At 63.4% G+C, this 17,346-nt stretch carries 16 protein-coding genes and 1 pseudogene; 7 read left to right on the top strand and 10 right to left on the bottom strand.

All coding sequences use genetic code 11. The features are described from left to right. Positions 1-261 precede the first annotated feature (261 nt). Complete coding sequence (gene folP, locus K6I40_RS10820) at positions 262-1,455, bottom strand: dihydropteroate synthase (RefSeq protein ID WP_222919007.1); 1,194 nt, start codon at positions 1,453-1,455, stop codon at positions 262-264. Between the two features lie 78 nt (positions 1,456-1,533). Further along, on the bottom strand, positions 1,534-2,763 hold the full coding sequence (locus K6I40_RS10825; RefSeq protein ID WP_222919008.1) for an orc1/cdc6 family replication initiation protein: 1,230 nt from the start codon (positions 2,761-2,763) through the stop codon (positions 1,534-1,536). Positions 2,764-3,633: 870 nt separating this feature from the next. Between K6I40_RS10825 and K6I40_RS10830 the strand changes: the two genes are divergently transcribed. Continuing rightward, on the top strand, positions 3,634-4,395 hold the full coding sequence (locus K6I40_RS10830; RefSeq protein ID WP_222919009.1) for an RNA methyltransferase: 762 nt from the start codon (positions 3,634-3,636) through the stop codon (positions 4,393-4,395). An 88-nt stretch (positions 4,396-4,483) separates the two neighbouring features. Next, complete coding sequence (locus K6I40_RS10835; RefSeq protein ID WP_222919010.1) at positions 4,484-5,521, top strand: hypothetical protein; 1,038 nt, start codon at positions 4,484-4,486, stop codon at positions 5,519-5,521. A gap of 109 nt (positions 5,522-5,630) precedes the next feature. On the opposite strand, the pseudogene K6I40_RS10840 reads toward K6I40_RS10835, so the two are convergent. Beyond that, positions 5,631-6,295: pseudogene (locus K6I40_RS10840) on the bottom strand (HTH domain-containing protein). Positions 6,296-6,531: 236 nt separating this feature from the next. After that, positions 6,532-7,482, bottom strand: a complete 951-nt coding sequence (locus tag K6I40_RS10845; protein WP_222919011.1) for a DMT family transporter — start codon at positions 7,480-7,482, stop codon at positions 6,532-6,534. Positions 7,483-7,662: 180 nt separating this feature from the next. Between K6I40_RS10845 and K6I40_RS10850 the strand changes: the two genes are divergently transcribed. Continuing rightward, a complete protein-coding gene (locus K6I40_RS10850; protein WP_222919012.1) occupies positions 7,663-8,145 on the top strand; it encodes an Lrp/AsnC family transcriptional regulator in 483 nt (160 codons plus the stop codon). 36 nt (positions 8,146-8,181) lie between these two features. Here the strand turns inward: K6I40_RS10850 and gatE are convergent, their stop codons facing one another. The 5 genes from gatE to btuC all read right to left on the bottom strand — a co-directional run bounded on the left by gatE (position 8,182) and on the right by btuC (position 13,532). After that, complete coding sequence (gatE, locus tag K6I40_RS10855) at positions 8,182-10,098, bottom strand: Glu-tRNA(Gln) amidotransferase subunit GatE (RefSeq protein ID WP_222919013.1); 1,917 nt, start codon at positions 10,096-10,098, stop codon at positions 8,182-8,184. A 128-nt stretch (positions 10,099-10,226) separates the two neighbouring features. Continuing rightward, the gene (locus K6I40_RS10860; RefSeq protein WP_222919014.1) at positions 10,227-10,805 is read right to left on the bottom strand and encodes a plastocyanin/azurin family copper-binding protein; all 579 of its coding nucleotides are present in this window, start codon (positions 10,803-10,805) and stop codon (positions 10,227-10,229) included. After that, positions 10,802-11,059, bottom strand: a complete 258-nt coding sequence (locus K6I40_RS10865; protein ID WP_222919015.1) for a hypothetical protein — start codon at positions 11,057-11,059, stop codon at positions 10,802-10,804. Before K6I40_RS10865 ends, K6I40_RS10860 begins: the two co-directional genes overlap by 4 nt. Beyond that, a complete protein-coding gene (locus K6I40_RS10870) occupies positions 11,056-12,438 on the bottom strand; it encodes an ATP-binding cassette domain-containing protein (RefSeq protein ID WP_222919016.1) in 1,383 nt (460 codons plus the stop codon). Before K6I40_RS10870 ends, K6I40_RS10865 begins: the two co-directional genes overlap by 4 nt. Beyond that, the gene (btuC, locus tag K6I40_RS10875) at positions 12,435-13,532 is read right to left on the bottom strand and encodes a vitamin B12 ABC transporter permease BtuC (protein WP_222919017.1); all 1,098 of its coding nucleotides are present in this window, start codon (positions 13,530-13,532) and stop codon (positions 12,435-12,437) included. Before btuC ends, K6I40_RS10870 begins: the two co-directional genes overlap by 4 nt. A 58-nt stretch (positions 13,533-13,590) precedes the next feature. Here btuC and K6I40_RS10880 point away from each other — a divergent pair, with 58 nt between their 5' ends. From K6I40_RS10880 to K6I40_RS10895, 4 genes are all read left to right on the top strand, one after another. Beyond that, positions 13,591-14,655 (top strand): PGF-CTERM-anchored ABC transporter substrate-binding protein, encoded by a 1,065-nt coding sequence (locus K6I40_RS10880; RefSeq protein ID WP_222919018.1) that lies wholly within the window; start codon positions 13,591-13,593, stop codon positions 14,653-14,655. Between the two features lie 76 nt (positions 14,656-14,731). Continuing rightward, complete coding sequence (srp19, locus tag K6I40_RS10885) at positions 14,732-15,013, top strand: signal recognition particle subunit SRP19 (protein WP_222919019.1); 282 nt, start codon at positions 14,732-14,734, stop codon at positions 15,011-15,013. Between the two features lies 1 nt (position 15,014). Then, on the top strand, positions 15,015-15,275 hold the full coding sequence (locus K6I40_RS10890) for a Gar1/Naf1 family protein (RefSeq protein WP_222919020.1): 261 nt from the start codon (positions 15,015-15,017) through the stop codon (positions 15,273-15,275). 150 nt (positions 15,276-15,425) lie between these two features. Then, on the top strand, positions 15,426-16,520 hold the full coding sequence (locus tag K6I40_RS10895) for a presenilin family intramembrane aspartyl protease PSH (RefSeq protein ID WP_222919021.1): 1,095 nt from the start codon (positions 15,426-15,428) through the stop codon (positions 16,518-16,520). Positions 16,521-16,594: 74 nt separating this feature from the next. On the opposite strand, the gene K6I40_RS10900 is transcribed toward K6I40_RS10895, so the two are convergent. Then, positions 16,595-17,299 carry a DUF6517 family protein gene (locus K6I40_RS10900; protein ID WP_222919022.1) on the bottom strand — a complete coding sequence of 235 codons (705 nt, stop codon included), beginning with the start codon at positions 17,297-17,299 and terminating at the stop codon, positions 16,595-16,597. Between the last annotated feature and the right edge of the window lie 47 nt (positions 17,300-17,346).

Raw genomic sequence — 17,346 nt, forward strand, 5'->3', positions numbered from 1 at the left:
ACCCGTCTTCGTCGCTCGATCCGTTTGTGTGTTCGGTCTCGAGAGGACCGATAGATAGTCGTGGCGTCAGTACGGTCTGATATGGTGTCAGAAATGGTATATGTTGGCGTTAACACACCACGCTGGACCCAGCCGGTGCTGTGCAACATAGTAGCACAATAATTCCGTGTTATGGGCCGGGGGTCGCCTCCAAAGTACCCCTACCCGGGAGGCTGCCCGGCGTCCAATCCCCCTTTCGAAGCATACGGCATAAGCTTTCTCTTAACGCAGCAGCTTTGACAGCTTCTCTCCGAGGCCGTCGAGGCTGCCACTTTTTCCGTTGAGACGACCTGAAACATCGGAAACGGCTGTCGTCGATCCCATAAGAAGGAGGCGGCCGTCAGACGTGCGTTGGACGACCGCGCCGTGGTCCGCTGCGATCGATATCAACTGCTCGCTGGCGTCGGTGTCGAGTCCCTCGACCTCGAGGAGTTGGGTCCCCCAATCGTCGGCGAACGCGGGATCGATGCCGCGCTCTCTGAGCTGGAGGCGGAACTCACGGGTCGAGTTCACGTCCAGTCGCGAGATCGTAATCCCGTCGACGCTGGCACTCGCACGCTCGGTGAAGGCTTTCCCGATCAGGGCTGCGTCCCGCGTTTCGGCCACGTCGTGGGTTCGGATCACGTGTGCGCCGCGCTCGACTGCCATCGAGGTCGCTGCCAGACTCACCGGCAGCCGTTCGTCGGTCTCGCGGCCCGCGATTTCGCCGAGGAAGTTCTTGCGGTTGATTGAGACCAGCATCGGCCGGTCGAGCGCACGGAGTTCGCGGAGCCGGCGGAAGGTTTCGCGGTCGTCCTCGAGCGTCTGAGCCTCGCTCCACCCGCCGAACGCGGGGTCGATGATCGTCTTGTCGGTCAGCCCGTTCTGTTTCAGTGCCTCGTACACCTGGTCGACGTAGTCGGCGTCCGCTGCCCAGTCCGGGGACTTCCGTGCCGCCCAGTCGGTCTCCTCGATGACACCCGGCCGCTCGATATCGGGCGGACTCGCCATCTTCGCGACGGCGACGTCGTGCTCCTCGCAGATGGTCGGCATCTCGGGGTCGGCGAACCCACAGATGTCGTTGACCATGTCGAATCCCTGGGAAAGCGCCTCGTCGGCGACCTCGGCGTACCGGGTCTCGATCGAGAAGATCGCGTCCCCGGAGACGCTCTCGATCGTCTCGAGTGCGATGTGGAGTCGCTCGAGTTCTTCGTCGGCCGAGAGCACGTCGAAGCGCTTGTTCGCCGACTCGAGGCCGATATCGACGATATCTGCACCCTCATCGATCAGGTCCGCATCAACGTAGCGGGCCGCTTCACTGGGGTCGTCGAAGACGCTCGGGTCGTACGGAGACTCTTCGCTGACGTTCAACACGCCCATGATCCGGGGCGGATGCTCGTCACCGATCCCTAGGCCGGCGGCATCGACGCTGTTCATACCCGGTCTGCGGAAGCGAGGCAAAAAGGTATCGCGGTTCCGGCGAGCCAGTGAACCGAGCGGCGACGAGCGGGCAGGCTACTCCTCGTCCTCGAGGACGGCCAGCCGCGAGTCCCGGAGGAGCACCTTCTTGACGATCGAGGGGTTCTCGAGGAGGCGGTGTTTCGCGTGTGCACCCCGGCCGCGACCCCGGCCCTCGCGCTCGGACTGGATCACGTTGAGGAAGTTCTGTTCCTGGAGGATTTCCTGAACCCGGCGTTCCGAGAGAACGTCAAAGTCGAGCCGGCGAGCGACCTCCTTGTACTGGTTGTAGATGATCTTCGTGGGGAACTCCTTTTCCGAACTGTTCTCGGTCAGCAACGTCAGCGAGTAGAGGATCGCCTTGGCCTGCTGTGGGGAGCCCTCGATCAACTCGTTGAAGCGGTCGGCCTCGGTCTTCTCCTTGGCGTCCCGGACGTGATCCGCGGTGACCCGCGTATCGTTTCGCTTCTTCGCGATCCGACCCGCGTTCCGGAGGATGTCGATCGCCTTGCGTGCATCCCCGTGTTCCTGTGCGGCAAGTGCAGCGGTCAGCGGAATCACGTCGTCAGAAAGCACCCCGTCGTGGAAGGCATCGCGTCGTTTCTCCAAGATTTCGACGAGCTGGTTGGCATCGTACGGCGAAAAGACAAGTTCGTCCCGCGAGAGGCTCGATTTGACGCGTTCGGAGAGGTGATCGGGGAAGTCGATCTTGTTCGAGATGCCGATGATACCGATACTCGAGTCCGAAATCCGTCGGTTTTCGCCGGCTCGAGAGAGCTTCCGGAGGACTTCGTCGTCCTCGAGCATGTCGATCTCATCTAAGATGACGATGGTCACGTCGGTACAGTGATCGATGGCCTGCCAGAGGCGCTTGTAGTAGTCGCCGGTACCCAGCCCGCGGTCGGGGATGGTGACCCCACTCAGGTCGGGTTCGTTGACGATCTGAGCGATCGTCTTGACGATAGATGCTTCCGTGTTCTGTTCGCCGCAGTCGATGAAGGCGTACTTGACCGTGATATCGTCGTGCTCGGCTTCGGTGATCACGCGCTGGGTGACTGACCGCGAAATGAGCGATTTGCCGGTGCCGGTCTTGCCGAAGATGAACAGGTGGTTGGGTTCGCTCCCGAAAATCGCGGGATTCAGGGCGTCCGCAACCCGTTGCATCTGCTCGTCGCGACCGACGATCCGATCCGGACCGGGCAGGTGCGTGATCTCGAGCAGGCGCTCGTCGGCGAAGACCGGATCGTCGTACCGAAAGAGCGGGTCTCGATCGTCGTTGGCGGACATTGCGATATCCAGTCTCTTCCGACTGAATTGAAATAAAGGTATGGAGATCGATCGCGTATGTAAATATACCGTATGAGCGCTCGAAATAGGAGATAATAGCGGTATACTCGGAAAGATGGTACAGGGCCACCCTCGCGTATCTAACTGAGACAGGAGCGAGCCCCGAGACGGACACCCCCATCGCGGATGTAAGGCTCGGACGATCGAGTCGGTATGAGAGCCACTCGATCCGGTTCCGGGAGTTGGATTCCGTCCTTTCGCTAGGGACAGAGTTACCCGATACTCGCAGAATACAGTCTCTTCAGGCTGTGAGAAGTTGATTTTCAGATTCCATACGGGGGACACACCCCCCTCGCGTTTGTAACGGCAATAGCGTGGGGGTGGGAGCAGTTGATTCCGGAATATCCGGATCGAAACCCCTATTCCGGATCGAATTTACATCCGCGACGAAGGTGTGTTTCCAAACAGGGTCCCCCCACAGAAATCCCGTTACAAACGCGAGGGGGTGTGTCCCTCTCTCACTGAGGACGTTACCGGTCTCTGCCGCAGAAAACCCAAACACACGTGTTCGAGGCGGCGTATTTCCCTCGAGGAACTATAGAAACTAGTTACTAATACTGTTACTAGTACTAGTACTAGTTTGAATAAGAGAGACGAAAGAGAGAGGAAAGAGGAGAGGTGACATGTTCTCCTATTGGAGCCGATCGATCGAGGCGGCGAACACGCTCCTTTTTGCGTTCCCGCTCGGACTCCGGATATGAACGCGACCACCGGTACGTCGTTTCCGTCGACCACGATCACACCCGATTATCTCGGAACCGAACCGAGACGGGAACTCCCTCGCCTCGAGTCCACTGCTCCAATGAGCCAATGAGCGACGAATCATCCGATACCGACCGTTCTATGGATCGAACGTCGCCGGTCGTCGCCGTCGTTGACGCTCAGTCGCCGGGCAACGTCGGCACGATCGCTCGCGCCATGAAGAACTTCGGCTTCGAGGACCTCCTGCTCGTCGACCCGCCTGAACTCGACCCCGACGGTGAGGCGTACGGCTTCGCTGGGCACGCTCGAGAGGACGTCCTTCCGAACGCCGAGGAGATCACCTTCGATCACCTCGCCGAAAACTACCATACGATTGGCTGTACGGCGGTAACCAATGAGGACGATCACAGCCATATGCGGTTCCCCTACTCGACCCCGGCCGGGCTGGCCGAGCGGTTACCGACCGTCGAGGCACCGACTGCCCTCGTCTTCGGCCGCGAGCGCGTCGGTCTGACGAACGAGGAACTCGCCCGGATCGACGAGATCTGCTCGATCCCCGCGAACGCCGAGTATCCCGTGCTCAATCTCGGGCAGGCCGCCACCATTACCCTCTACGAACTCCGCTCGCTCACTCTCGAGGAGACGCAGTTGCCCGATCTCGAGCGCGTCCGCGCGCCTGAGTCGACGATCGATCGGCTCTATGACCAGTGGGCGGCGCTGCTCGAGGAAATCAACCATCCCGAGGAGAAACGCGACAAGACGATGCGGATGCTACGACGGGTGTACGGGCGGGCCGACCTAACCGAACGCGAGGCGAACACGCTGCTGGGACTCATCCGGCGGGCGACCGAACGGCCGGCCGAGGACTAACTCCTCGATCAGAAGGTGTCAAATCGATCAACACAGCCGCTCTTGACGGCCATTACAGTAATACGGCCCCAGTAACCACGACTACTGGATGACTGAATTTCGTCGACGGAAAGCGTTGCATCTGCTAGGCGGTGGCATGGCGTTTCTGGCCGGGTGTTCGGAGACATCCGACGGAAACGGCAACGGAACCGACGAGAGCGACTCGAATAACACGTCCGACTCGATCGAGGGCGACCTCCCGCCGTACGCCTCGATGCTCCCGATGAATGATCGCTCGGCGTACTTCTACGGCGCGATCGACGTTGAAACCATGAGTACCCTGCTCAACGACGAGGGTGCTGAAGCCGGAGCGGAACCGACGGACCCGCTCGTCGGTAACCCCGTCATCGTCGCGCTTCTCTGTTCGTTCGGGCTCCAACAACTCGGCACCTCCGCCGGACTTGGTGCGTACACCGACCACAACGAGACGGCCGACGGCGAGGAACAGTTCGTCTACGCCGACGGCGTTTACGCCCTCGTCGGCTCGTACGATCGTGACGGCCTCGCGACGGCTCTCGAGGCGGCGGGCTACACCGCCGAGAGCGAGGCGGACGCGTACGCCGTCTATACCGACGGCGAGAGCGACGAGGTTGTCGGCGTGTCGGACGATGTCTACGCCTACTCGTATCCGAACGAGAGCGGGTCCGCGTTCGATCCGGTCACAGCGGTCGAGCGAACGGTCGCGACGGCGGCCGGCGATCGAACGCCGAAACACGAGGACGACGACGGTTTCGACCGACTGCTTCGGGCCGGCGAGAACAGCGGCATTACGAGCTGTCTGTACACCGACGGTGACGAGTTCGATGCGGACTCCCTCTCGAGCGGTCGAGCGACCGACGAGGACGGCCTGCAGTTCGAGTTCGACGCCTTCAAGGGGGCGAACGGCGTCCACCAGCAACTTGCGGTAACCGACACTGATGCGGCCGCGACCGCGAGCGCCGTCGTCACCTACAGCAGCGAGGACCAAGTCGACGAGGCCCGCCTCGAGTCGTCGCTGGGAACGGAAGCGGAGGCGGTTGATTTCGTCACGACCGCCTCGAGCGTCGAAATCGACGCCGAGTACAGCGGGGAATTCGCCCGCGAGTAGCCCAAAACCGTCGACTGAGTTGGGACCAACTCGGTCCTCAAGTCAAGTCCAGGGTTCTTCAAGTCCGGCGGTTCCTCGAGTCCGACTGGATCCCGTTTTTCGGGGAGTATTAGTGGGTTTCGACGACAGATGAGTCACGCTCCCGTGCGGGCCGGTCCGATTGCGACTCGTACCGTCCGGATTCGGTGACGGTGCCGAGCCAGCCACAATCGCTACAGGCGAACAGTCCTTGCCCGCCGATTAGCGACCCACCGCAGTCGGGGCACGTATCCACCGTCGCCGACTCGAGGCCTTCGTCCGCGTCGGCGATCGACCCGAGCGGTGTCGGGAGTTCGCCGGTTCGAAGCGTCGCGATCGCCTCATCGGTGGTGTACGTATCCTCGGTCGCCTCGTCGGAGTGGGGGAAGACGCCGATCAGTTCGTCGTCGGCATAGAGCTCGAGACACAGCAGCGGCGTCACGAGCAGCTCTCGGGTCTTGCCGGTTACGTGGGACGTCGTCGAGCGCTCCCGGAACGGCGGCCGGACCGTCACGCCTCGCTCGTCGGCCCACTCCGAGAACCGCTCATAGTTCTCGAGGACTTCCTGATGGGGCTCTCCTCGGACAGCGAAACCTCCTTCGGCCAACTCCGGAGCAACAGGTCGTCGATCGCGCCCTCCGACTCGCAGGCCTGCAGCGTCTCGATCTGGGCGTCGACCGGCTCGAGCAGCAGTGGTGCGCGGACGTGACACACCGCAGTAAGTGCCGTTGGATCAGTTTCTCTCGTCACAGTCATCAATCAGGTGTTTGGGCAACGTGTGTATCAATAAATGTTTTCGATAGTGTAGATATGAACCATAACCTGCTGGACCTGACTGTCCGGTGCGGTCGGAAACTACCGTGACCGATCAAACTCGTCTGTCAGTGCCGGTCAGAAACCGGTATCGACGGGCCCACGATCGACCGGCCCACGATCGACCGGGCCGTTCGGGGGATGGCGAAACAGTACCGCCAGCCTCGCAATGGGGTCGATCACGGAGTCGTGGTGGACGGACGTCCGAGAGCCGAGCGAAGCAAGGACCGCAGTGCCTCACGTTTGATTATGACGAAACCTGCGAGGATCGTCACCAGGCCGACGAGCGTGAGCGAATCGACGAGGTATCCCAACACGACCCAACTCACGCCCATCGCAACCACCGGCTCGGCGTAGCTGACGAGGATGACCTGCGTCGCTCCGCTTCGCTCGAGCAGTTGGAAGTAGAGGAAGAACGCGAACACGCCGGAGACGAGCGTCAGATAGGCAAACGAGAGCACCATCGCCGACGTTAGTTCGATCGCCGCGACCGATTCCCCGCGCAGGAACGCCCATCCGAGCAACACGCCGGCTCCGATGAGCATCGCCCACGCCTGGAGCGTCTCGATCGGCAGCGCCGAGTCGATCGGCCGGACGAGTACGCCCCCGAGTGCGAACGCGATGGCCGAACCGAACACGAGGGTAGCACCGACTGTGACATCGTTTCCGAGTGCGGCTGACGACGGCTGGACGACGGCAATCACGCCCACCAGACCGAGCACGAAGCCCACAACTCCGGCGGGTGCCAGCCGCTCCTCCGGGAGCACCACGGCGGCGAACGCTGCTGTCAGGATCGGGGCCGTACTGACGATCGTTGCCGCCACCGCGCCCGAAACGTACAGTTCGCCGAGATACAACAGTCCGTGATAGAGCGCGATGACGAACATGCCGGCGATAGCGACGGCCGCCCATTCCCCTCGACCCACCGGTCGAACCCGATCGTTTACCACAGCCGCGTATCCGAAGACGATTGCGCCCGCGATCGCGTAACGAAAGCCGGCGAACAGGAGCGGCGGGACGTACTCGAGTCCGATCTCGATTGCGACAAACGAACTCCCCCAACACAGTGCGAGTATCGAAAAGAGCACCGCTTCGCGGTACCCATCTGGAACCGAACCGATTGTATTCATATTCCATTCGGAAATCGCCATCATATTTAGACCCTTCTACAAGCACGCGGTGTTTTGAAAATCAAAAATCACACATATGAATGTATTCCGAATCAGCCACCACATAACGGACTATCCTTGGAGAAATATTCAATTACGTCGGTCGGAAAACACATGTCGCCCGGGGCCGAACCTCGTCCTATGGACGAACGCGACGTGCGCCTCCTCAAGGCGATCGCCGAACTCGAGACGGGGAGTCCCGAACGGCTCCACGAGGCGACCGGCATTCCGATCTCGACGATCCACTATCGCCTCAACAATCTCCGGGAGGAGGGAATCATCGAGAACGACCACTACGATATCGATCTCGAGGAACTCGGTCTGGGCGTCACCGTGCTGATCGAGGTTCACGCGGACTATCAGGGCTCCTACGAGACGTTCGCGGATCGGCTACTGACCGTCGAGGGAGTCACGAACGTCTACTTCACGATGGGCGAGACGGATTTTATCGTCATTGCGCGCCTGAGCGACAGCGGCATGGTCGAACGCCTGATCGCCGAATTCGAACAACTCGAGGGCGTCGAATGGACCGACTCGACGTTTGTCATCTCGGCGATCGAAGAACGAGACGCGCTCCAAAGCTATAGCCTCGAGACGCTGCTCGAGGAGCTAGTCGGTGAGTGAAAGAAGCGGGGTCAACAGGACTCCGGTTCTAGCGGGCTACGCTCGTTTCTGAATCTCCTCGCGCAGGACCTCGCTGACGAGGTCGCCGTCTGCCTTCCCGCGGAGCGCACCCATGCACTCGCCCATGAGTCCCGAGAAAGCCTGCATTCCCTCTTCTTCGACCTGGCCTTCGTTTCGTTCGACGACCTCAGCGATTGCCTCCCGGACCTCGTCCTCGTCGGCTCCGCCGAGCCCGGCGTCTTCGGCCGCCTCCTCGGCTGCCCGATCCGGCTCCTCGGCCAGCACCGTGAGCAGGTCCGGAACACCCTCGTTGGGGAGGTCGCCCGCCTCAACCATGAGGAGGACACCCTCGAGGTGGCCCCGAGTCAGATTCTCGATGGAGACGTCGTCGCGCCGGAGTTCGGTTAGCGTCGACTCGAGCGTGGTCGCGGCCAGCGTGGGGTCGACACCGTCGGACGAGTCCGACGAGCCTCCGCTCGCGTCGCTCGCGGAGATTCCGTCGGCGACGACGTCCTCGAACAGCGGCATGTACTCGCCGTAGGCAACCTGTTCGGCCAGCCCTTCGCCGAGGTCGTACTCGTCCTGGTAGCGATCTACCTTTTCGGTCAGGAGTTCGGGCTCGGGGACCTCGCTCGGATCCGGTTCGACCGACGGGACGTCCGTCTCGGGGTACATCCGCGCCGCGCCGGGCAGCGGCCGCAGGTACCGGGTCGTCCCGTCGTCGTTCGCACCGCGGGTCTCCTCGGGGATCCCCTCGAGTGCGGTTCCCGCGCGCTCTGCGACGGCCTCGATGGCCGACTCCGCGATCTCGGTGTCGGCGGCGACGATCGCGACGGCGTCCTCGGATCCGGCGCCGACCGCATCGCGAAGGTTGGCGGCCTCGTCCTCCGTAACGCCGTACGCAGGCAGTTCGTCGGTGTGGAAGATGCCGCCCGCGCCGTGGCGCTTCGCGTGATCGGAGAACTCGGTTCCGAGCCGGCGGTCGGGCGCGATTTCGCGACCGACGATGCCGTCGAAGCCGTAGAGGGGCACCGCCATCACGGAGCCACCTGAACCCAGCGCACCGCCGATGACGCCGCTCTCGGTATCCTCGAACACGTCGGTCACGTCCCGTACGTCACCGACCGACGCCTCGAGAGCCACGAGTTCGTCTCGGATCTCGACGAGTTCGGCCTGTCGAGCGACCTCGTTGCGCACGATATCGTCGATATCGTCCAAGCTCTGGACACCCTTGATCTCGACGCGCGCGCCCTCCTCGATGGAGACGTTGACGTCCTGACGAATCGTCCCCAGTCCGCGCTTGACTTTCCCCGTCGAGCGCAACAACATCCCGATCCGTTCGGCCGCTTCGAGGGCCTGCTCGGGGCTCGAGATGTCCGGGCTCGTCCCGATCTCGACCAGCGGGATTCCCAATCGGTCGAGGCTGTAGCGCACCCCGTCGTCGGTCTCTGCGACGCGCTGGGCGCTCTCCTCCTCGAGGAGCATGTCCTCGATGCCGACAGTGCCCTCGCTGGTTTCGATTGCGCCGTCGGTGGCGATCAGCGACGAACGCTGGAAGCCCGTCGTGTTCGAGCCGTCGACGACGATTTTGCGCATGACGTGGGCCTGATCGACCGGATTCATATCCATCAGCTGGGCGACCTCGAGGGTCGTCTCGAGGGCTTCCTCGTCCAGCTTGTGGGGTGGTTCGTCGTCCTCCTCGACGAGACAGGTCGTGTCGTAGGCGAGGTACTCGAACTCGCGTTCGACCTTGCTCTCCTCGACGGCGGCGTCGTCGAGTTCGCCCAGTTCGCTCCGGGTGGGGTGGAGGTAGCGCGTAAATCGGCGCGTCGACTCCTCGGGTTCGCGGAGGTCGGTCGGACACTGGCAGAACAGCTTCGTCGCCGTATCGAGTTGCTGGTGGATCTCCAGCCCGGCGACGAGTCCGAGAGACTCGTAATCGTAGTCGGCCATTGGCGGCCACTCGGTGGCGGAGGGGTAAAAAACCGTCCAGTCCGGCTCGCTACTACGGCCGACTCGTCTCCCGCGACCGACGTGATTACGGCGACCGAAAACGGGGCGTCGGAATCCGACGGGACGGATCAGTACCCTGTCTCGGAGTCGGTCGTCTCGTTCCCGGATTCCTGCTCGGTTTCGTTCTCCGTTCCGTTCCCGTCCTCGTCATTGCCTTCCTGCGGCGAGAGATCGAACCCGTCATCGAACTCGACGTCGCCGCGCATCGCCTCGGGATGGTACTCACAGAAGTACTCGGCGGCGTCCTCGCTCGCTTCGAACGTCATCGACACGGCCTCGCCGGCCATCTCCGAGGAGTCGGATTCCTCGAGTTCCTCGCCGTCTTCGGATTCGATGATCAGTTCGTGCTCCGCGCCGTCGACGTTAATCCAGACGAGGTCGTACTCCTGACCGTCCTCGAGATTCAGCGTCGGGTTCTCTTCGCCTTCGATCTCCTGCGGTGCGATGCCGTACCAGTACTCGGTTCGACCCGCGAGGATGATCGGTTGCCGGTCGGCTCCTTCGTCCTCGCCCTCGTCACTGTGTCCATGATCGTCGTGATCGCCTTCGGTCTCCTGGGCCGTCACTACGCTCGTCGCACCGGTGACCGCAGCCGTTGCCCCGATGAGTTTGAGTGCCGTTCGCCGCGTTCGTGTAGAGCGGGTCATGCATTGTGCCCGACGTCCACGGCGAAGAAAAAGACGTGCTCCCGTTTCTCGAGACAGAACGCGGTTTGACGGTGGAACCGTCGATAGCCACTCCCTAGCGACTGATTGGTACCGCTCGTCGGGCCGCCGGAAAACCGCACTGAGACGCGACGATTCCGACCGCTCGACTCGCGGTTCAGTTTCCCCGATCGAGCGCCGCTCGCGTAAATCACCGCTTGCACGCTCGAGCGGCCCTGGCGGCCGGTACCGTTCACCGTTCGCTGCCGTCAGTCGTCGAATCGATCTGCGTCGACGATTGCGACCGCGATCGCGATCGACTTCCGCTAACCGTCGAGAGCGCCTCAAGTACGCGACTTCCGGGGACTTCGAGTCCTCGTTCTCGGTAGGCCTCGTAGCGCTCTCGAGCCGCGCCGCCAGCGAAGTTCCGCTCGGCGAACGGTCGCGTCTCAACCAGGACGAGCGCGTCCGTCTCGTCGAGGGTCTCGAGGAGGGACTGGTTGCCGGACCCTACCACGAAATCCGCGAGGATCGTCGCATCGGCATCCCGAATCAGCGACGCAACGCTCTGACGCTCCGTCGAGGAGAGTTGAGCGAACGGCTCGGTCTCGACGGTATCGACCCCGATCGATCGGGCCGTCTCCGCTGCCGCATCGCCCCTGGAGACCGGGCCGAGCGTGACCTCGAGTCCCGCGGCCGCGAGTCGTGCGACGACGCCGGCAGCGGCCGTTCCCGTGCCCAGCACGTGCACTCGATCCGGGAGTGGCGTCGCCTGCCGGTCGGCCGCAAACGCGGTCACCGTTTCGGTCCCCGTCACCGGATTTGGCGTGACGACCGCGTTCGCCTCGAACGAGTCCGCGAGCGCGTCGCCGGTCAGCACCTCCGAGGGCGGCCCATCCCGGCTGACCACCCCGTCGGCGAGCACTACGAGCCGATCGCAGTACCGCGCCGCCAGATCCAGGTCGTGAATCGCCGCGACTATGGTTCGGCCCCCATCAACCAGTTCGCGGACCAACTCGAGCGTCTCGACCTGATGATTGATATCGAGACTGGCAGTCGGCTCGTCGAGCAGCATGACCGGCGTTGCCTGAGCGATCGCTCGCGCCAGCACGACGCGCTGGCGCTGACCGCCGCTGACCTCGTCGATCGGTCGGTCGGCCAGGTCGGCCGTGCGCGTCCGCTTGAGGGCACGCTTGACAGCGTCGTGATCTTCGGGCGTCGGCGAGGAGAACCGCGAGCGATGTGGATGGCGGCCCATCTCGACGACGTCCCGGACAGGGAACGAAAACGAGAGCGTCGTATCTTGGGGGACCACTGAGACGAGCCGACTCGAGGCCCGTGACGAGATATTGTGGATATCGACGTCATCGATCGCGACGGTCCCGGAATCGGGCTCGAGCGCGCCGCTGATGAGGCGAAGCAGCGTCGTCTTTCCCGCCCCGTTCGGGCCGACGAAGCCGACGAACTCGCCCGGTTCGATCGTAAGGGAGACGTCCTCGAGCACCGAGAGATCGCCGAACGACAGTGAGCAGTCGTCGACGGTGATCGTCACTGGCTCGGTCGCCGTCCCTGACTCGGTCGCCGCCCCCGACTCGGATCCGGATTCCTCGGCTTCGCGACGGTGGGGGCCGGTCATAGCGAATGCACCTCCTGACGGGTGAGTAGAAACAGGAAGAACGGCGCGCCGAGTGCCGCCGTGATGATACCGACCGGAACGACGGCCGGTCCGGTTCGGGCGAGCGTGTCAGTCGCGACCAGAAACGACGCGCCGGCGAGTGCACTGGTTGGCAACAGGATCCGGTGGTCTGGACCAACAATCAACCGCATGATGTGTGGGACGACGAGCCCGACGAAGCCGATGATGCCCGCGACCGCGACGCCGGCAGCGGTGACGATAGTCGCCACCGTGAGCAGGAGGAGTTTGGTCCGTTCGACCTCGATGCCAAGGTGGTGAGCGTCCTCTTCGCCGAGGAGCAAGACGTTCAGCTCCCGCCGGAACGCACAGAGCACGAGGACGCCGACCAGCGTGATCGGCAAGGCGAACTGCACGTCGCTCCACTGGCTGTTGTTGAGATGCCCCATCATCCAGAAGACGGCCTCCCTGAGCGAGTCGCCGCTGTGGACGAGCATGTAGGAGATCATTGCGCCGAGAAAGGCTTGGACCGCAACGCCCGCGAGCAACAGCGTCGCGACCGGCGTTCGCCCGCCGTCGGTCGCGATCGCGTAGACGAGAAATGCCGTCCCGAGTGCACCGACGAATGCAGAGAGATGGAGGCTGCCGAACGGGATCAGCGACGGAAACGCGATCGCGGCGACCGCCCCCGCGGCGGCACCGGACGACACGCCGATGATCGACGGATCCGCCAGGGGATTTCGAAAGAACCCCTGCATCACCGTCCCCGCAGCGGCGAGTGCGAGGCCGATCGTCGCCGCGAGCGCGATGCGGGGCAACCGAATGTCCGCGACGATGATCTGACGCGTCGCTGGCACGTCAAAGGAAAAGACCGCAGCGTACTCGATTCCGGGGACCGGAACCGAGACGCCGAGGATGGGGACCGACGCGCTACCGACCGTCACACCGGCGGGGACGACGATCGCGTTCAGCATCGCCATCGCGACCGTGAGGAGGTCGATCCTGACCGGGCCGAGTGCAGCGCTGGCGAGGACAACGGTAACGAGCAGGACGACTAACCCGGCCAACCACGCCGCCGTTCGGGCCGGTCGATACATATGACAACCAATCTTGCAGTAGGCAAATATTTGTTGAAGTAGAGTGGAGGATGGAGCGATGCAGCGACACCTATCCGTTTTCCTGGCCGTTCTGATCGCCGTTTCCGCGTTCGCGCCTGTTACAGCCGGGCAGTCGAACGGCGAAACCGAATCGACCCTCGAGTGCGAGTTTCCGCTCGAGGTGACCGACGCCACAGGCGAGACGATCACGCTCGAGGAACCGCCCGACTCGGTCGTGGCGCTCCAGCCGAGCGATGCCCAGACGGTGTTCGAGATCGGTGCCGAGGATCGCCTCGTGGGACTGCCGGACAACCCGGCGACGAGCGATCTCGAGATCGGTGACCGAACGGCCGTCACCGACACGTACCAACTCGTTCCCGAACGGGTCGTCGATCTCGACCCCGACCTCGTTCTGGCCGCCAATGCGACGGACGAGGGGAACGTCGAACAACTCCGCAACGCCGGCCTCACCGTCTATCACTTCGCGGATGCCGAATCGCTCGACGACGTTCGCGAAAACGTCCTGACGACCGGCGAACTCACCGGCGAGTGCGACGGTGCCGAGGAGACCGTCGACCGGATGGACGAGCGACTCGAGATCGTCGATCGAGCGCTCGAGGGGACTGACCGACCGCTGGCGTACTACGCGATGGGCGACGGCTACACCGCCGGCTCGGGCACGTTCATCCACGAAGCGATGACGACGGCTGGCGTCGAAAACATGGCGGACCGTGCCGGAATTCAGGGCTACGGCACGATCAATCCCGAAACGGTCGTTAACGAGAACCCCGACTGGATCATCTATCCCGACGACAGGGAGGAGCCGCCGATTCACGAGTCGGTCCGGGCGACGACGGCATACCAAGAGGACAACGTCCTCGCCGTCAACGCGAATCAGATGAGCCAACCGGCCCCGCAGATCGTCGACGCGATCGTGGCGATCGTCGAAACGGTCCACCCCGAGGCCTATGAACAGGCGAGCGACGAACTCGAGGCGTCCGACGAGAGCGCTGCCGATGACGGCAACGAATCGGATGAGGAAAGCGCTATTCCCGGATTCGGAGTGTCTGTCGCCCTCGTTGCAGTGCTGGCAGTGACCGGATTCATCGCGCGGAATCGATAAGACTGGTCCGCTGGTTCCGTTCGCTCGACGTATCGTTTTGAAAAGCGTTTACTCGCCGGACCTCCCAGGAAAGTGCATGGTCGAGAACGTCATCTGGCCCGCCTATCTCGATGCGGCCCTCTCGCGGGCCGAGGGACGGCGCGTGTCCGAGGACCTGGCAGTCGAGGAGCCGACGGTCGACGAGATCGCGAAGGCCGTCCAGCAGATCGGGTACGATGCCACGATCGAGCGAGACAAGTCCTACTCTCGAGAGCACTGGGCCGATCGGGGCCGGGTCGTCGTCCGCGGGGCCGACGATTCGACGAAAAACGACCTCGTACAGGCCGTCGCGGCGTACGTCGTCGCGATGCGTGAGTAACATGCGCCGGGTTGGCGCAGTCGTCCGTACCGCACAGGGGCTCGCGATCTTGCGGGCGGACGAGGTTGACGGTGACGGGCCTACCACCGATATCGAGGTCCACCGCGACGAGATCGGCACGATGGTCATCGATGACGATCTCGAGACGGTCGGCCGCGTCGTCGACGTCTTCGGGCCCGTCTCGCGGCCCTATCTGGCGGTGACGCCCGATGACGGCGTTCACCTGCCGTCGCTGGTCGGATCGACGCTGTACACACGGTAGCGTCCAGACCGTTCGGCCGTCGATCATCCGACCGTCCGGCTGTCCGGCCGTTCCTGTCCGGGTTCGGTCCGCTCGGTCCAGAGATTCGGCCGCAGTTTTCGCGAACGCGGAGTGGAAAAACCAATAGGAGCGGGGTGCAAACGCCGCGCTATGAACGACCGAACCCGGATCCTCGCCGCAGTCGGCGCGACGGTCCTCCTGTTTCTCGGCGTCCAGCTCGGCGCGCTGGCGTTGGTCGACCCGTTCAGCGAATCGGGCCGGCAGGCCGTCGAGAATCCCGAGGATCCGACCAATAGTATCCTCTACGTCGGCGTCATGCTCGTCGCGACCGGGCTCATGCTCGCCGCGTTCAAGTACGACCTCGACTGGCTCATCAGGCTCTTGCTTATCGGCGTCAGCGTGATGATCTCGTGGTACGTCTTCGCCGAACTCGTCCCCTCGATTGTCGGACCGTTCGTCTCGAACGGGGTTGCAAGTGGCCTTGCAATCGTCGCCTCGCTGGCCGTCGGGGGCGCACTGCTGTGGTATCCCGAGTGGTACGTTATCGACAGCGCGGGCGTGATCATGGGGGGCGGTGCCGCCGCCCTGTTCGGGATCAGCTTCGGCCTCCTCCCCGCACTGCTATTGCTCTCCGTGCTCGCGATTTATGACGCCATCAGCGTCTACGGCACCGAACACATGCTCGACCTCGCCGAGGGCGTCATGGACCTCAAGATCCCCGTCGTGCTCGTCATCCCAATGACGCTCTCGTATTCATACCTCGCGGCCGGCAGCACTGACGACGTCCTCGAGGACGGCGGCACTGAGACTGAGACTGAGGCCGAGACCAACGGCGATATCCCCAGTGATACTCCCGGCAACGACACCACTGACGAGACGACCGGCGGTGCAGCCCAAACCGACGATACTGCCACGGCCGAAAACGACGGCCAGACCGAGGAGGGCGCGCTCGATCGCGACGCGCTGTTCATCGGCCTCGGCGACGCCGTCATTCCGACGGTCCTCGTCGCCAGTGCAGCCGCCTTCCTCGACGTCGGAACCCTCGCCGTCCCCGTTATCACGCTGAACCTGCCGGCACTCGGCGCGGCGCTCGGAACGATCGCCGGCCTGCTCGCGCTCATGTACATGGTGCTCGAGGGGCGAGCCCATGCCGGACTGCCGCTGCTCAACGGCGGTGCAATCGGTGGCTACCTGCTCGGCGCGCTCGCGAGCGGGCTCTCGCTCGCCGCCGCGATCGGCCTCTGAACGTAATCGTGAAATCGCGGGTCACATCGGTATCGCGTCGCCGAGAATTGCCGGCCGTCGATCACCGATCTCGTTCACTCCTCGTCGCCGTCCCCACCGTTCTCGACGATATCGACTTCGAGGTCGTCGTAGCTCTCGAGGCCGCGGATCAGCGTATCGATTCGCTCTCGCTCCGACCCGCCGGGAAGGACATTGTCGGCGGGGTAGACGGCGGCCACGACGATGTGGTCGTCTTCATGTTCGCGCTGGACGATCTCGAGGACGACATCGACTTCGTATTCATCTTGTAGCATCGCCGTACCGGCGTACGACTGCAACGAAAAGCGTTCGCCCAGCGCCTCGAGCGCGCGGCCGCCGACGGCCCGGTCGATCTCGAGTCCCTTGTAGTCGTTCTGAAGGCGACTGGCGATCTCCCGGTTCGAGAGGTCGCTGACCGGGTTGAAGTCCTCGTCACCGACGCGGACCTGCGGTGTCGTGAGCACGCCGAACGCGCCGGAGCGAACCGGCTCCTCGCCGAACCGATCGGCCGGCAGGTCGATCGCCCGATCGTACGTACTGATGTAGCTCGTCGCCTCGACGTCTTCGCCGCCGACGCGTTCCTCGTCGACCCGCCGTCTCGTGCCCTGATACTCATAGCCGGCCTCCGCGGCCGCCGCCTCGGCGACGCGCGCCGGCGCTGCGGAAAACGTCGTCGCGTCGTCGACGATGTCGCTGAGGCAGCCGGCCGCCGTCCCGATACTGCCGACCGCGAGCGCACTGATGAACTGCCGTCGATCCATATCACTCACTCCGACCAGCGTCGAGGGAATAAGCGCCGCGCCGATCT

It is taken from the genome of Natrinema sp. SYSU A 869 (assembly GCF_019879105.1).
Lineage (GTDB): Archaea > Halobacteriota > Halobacteria > Halobacteriales > Natrialbaceae > Natrinema.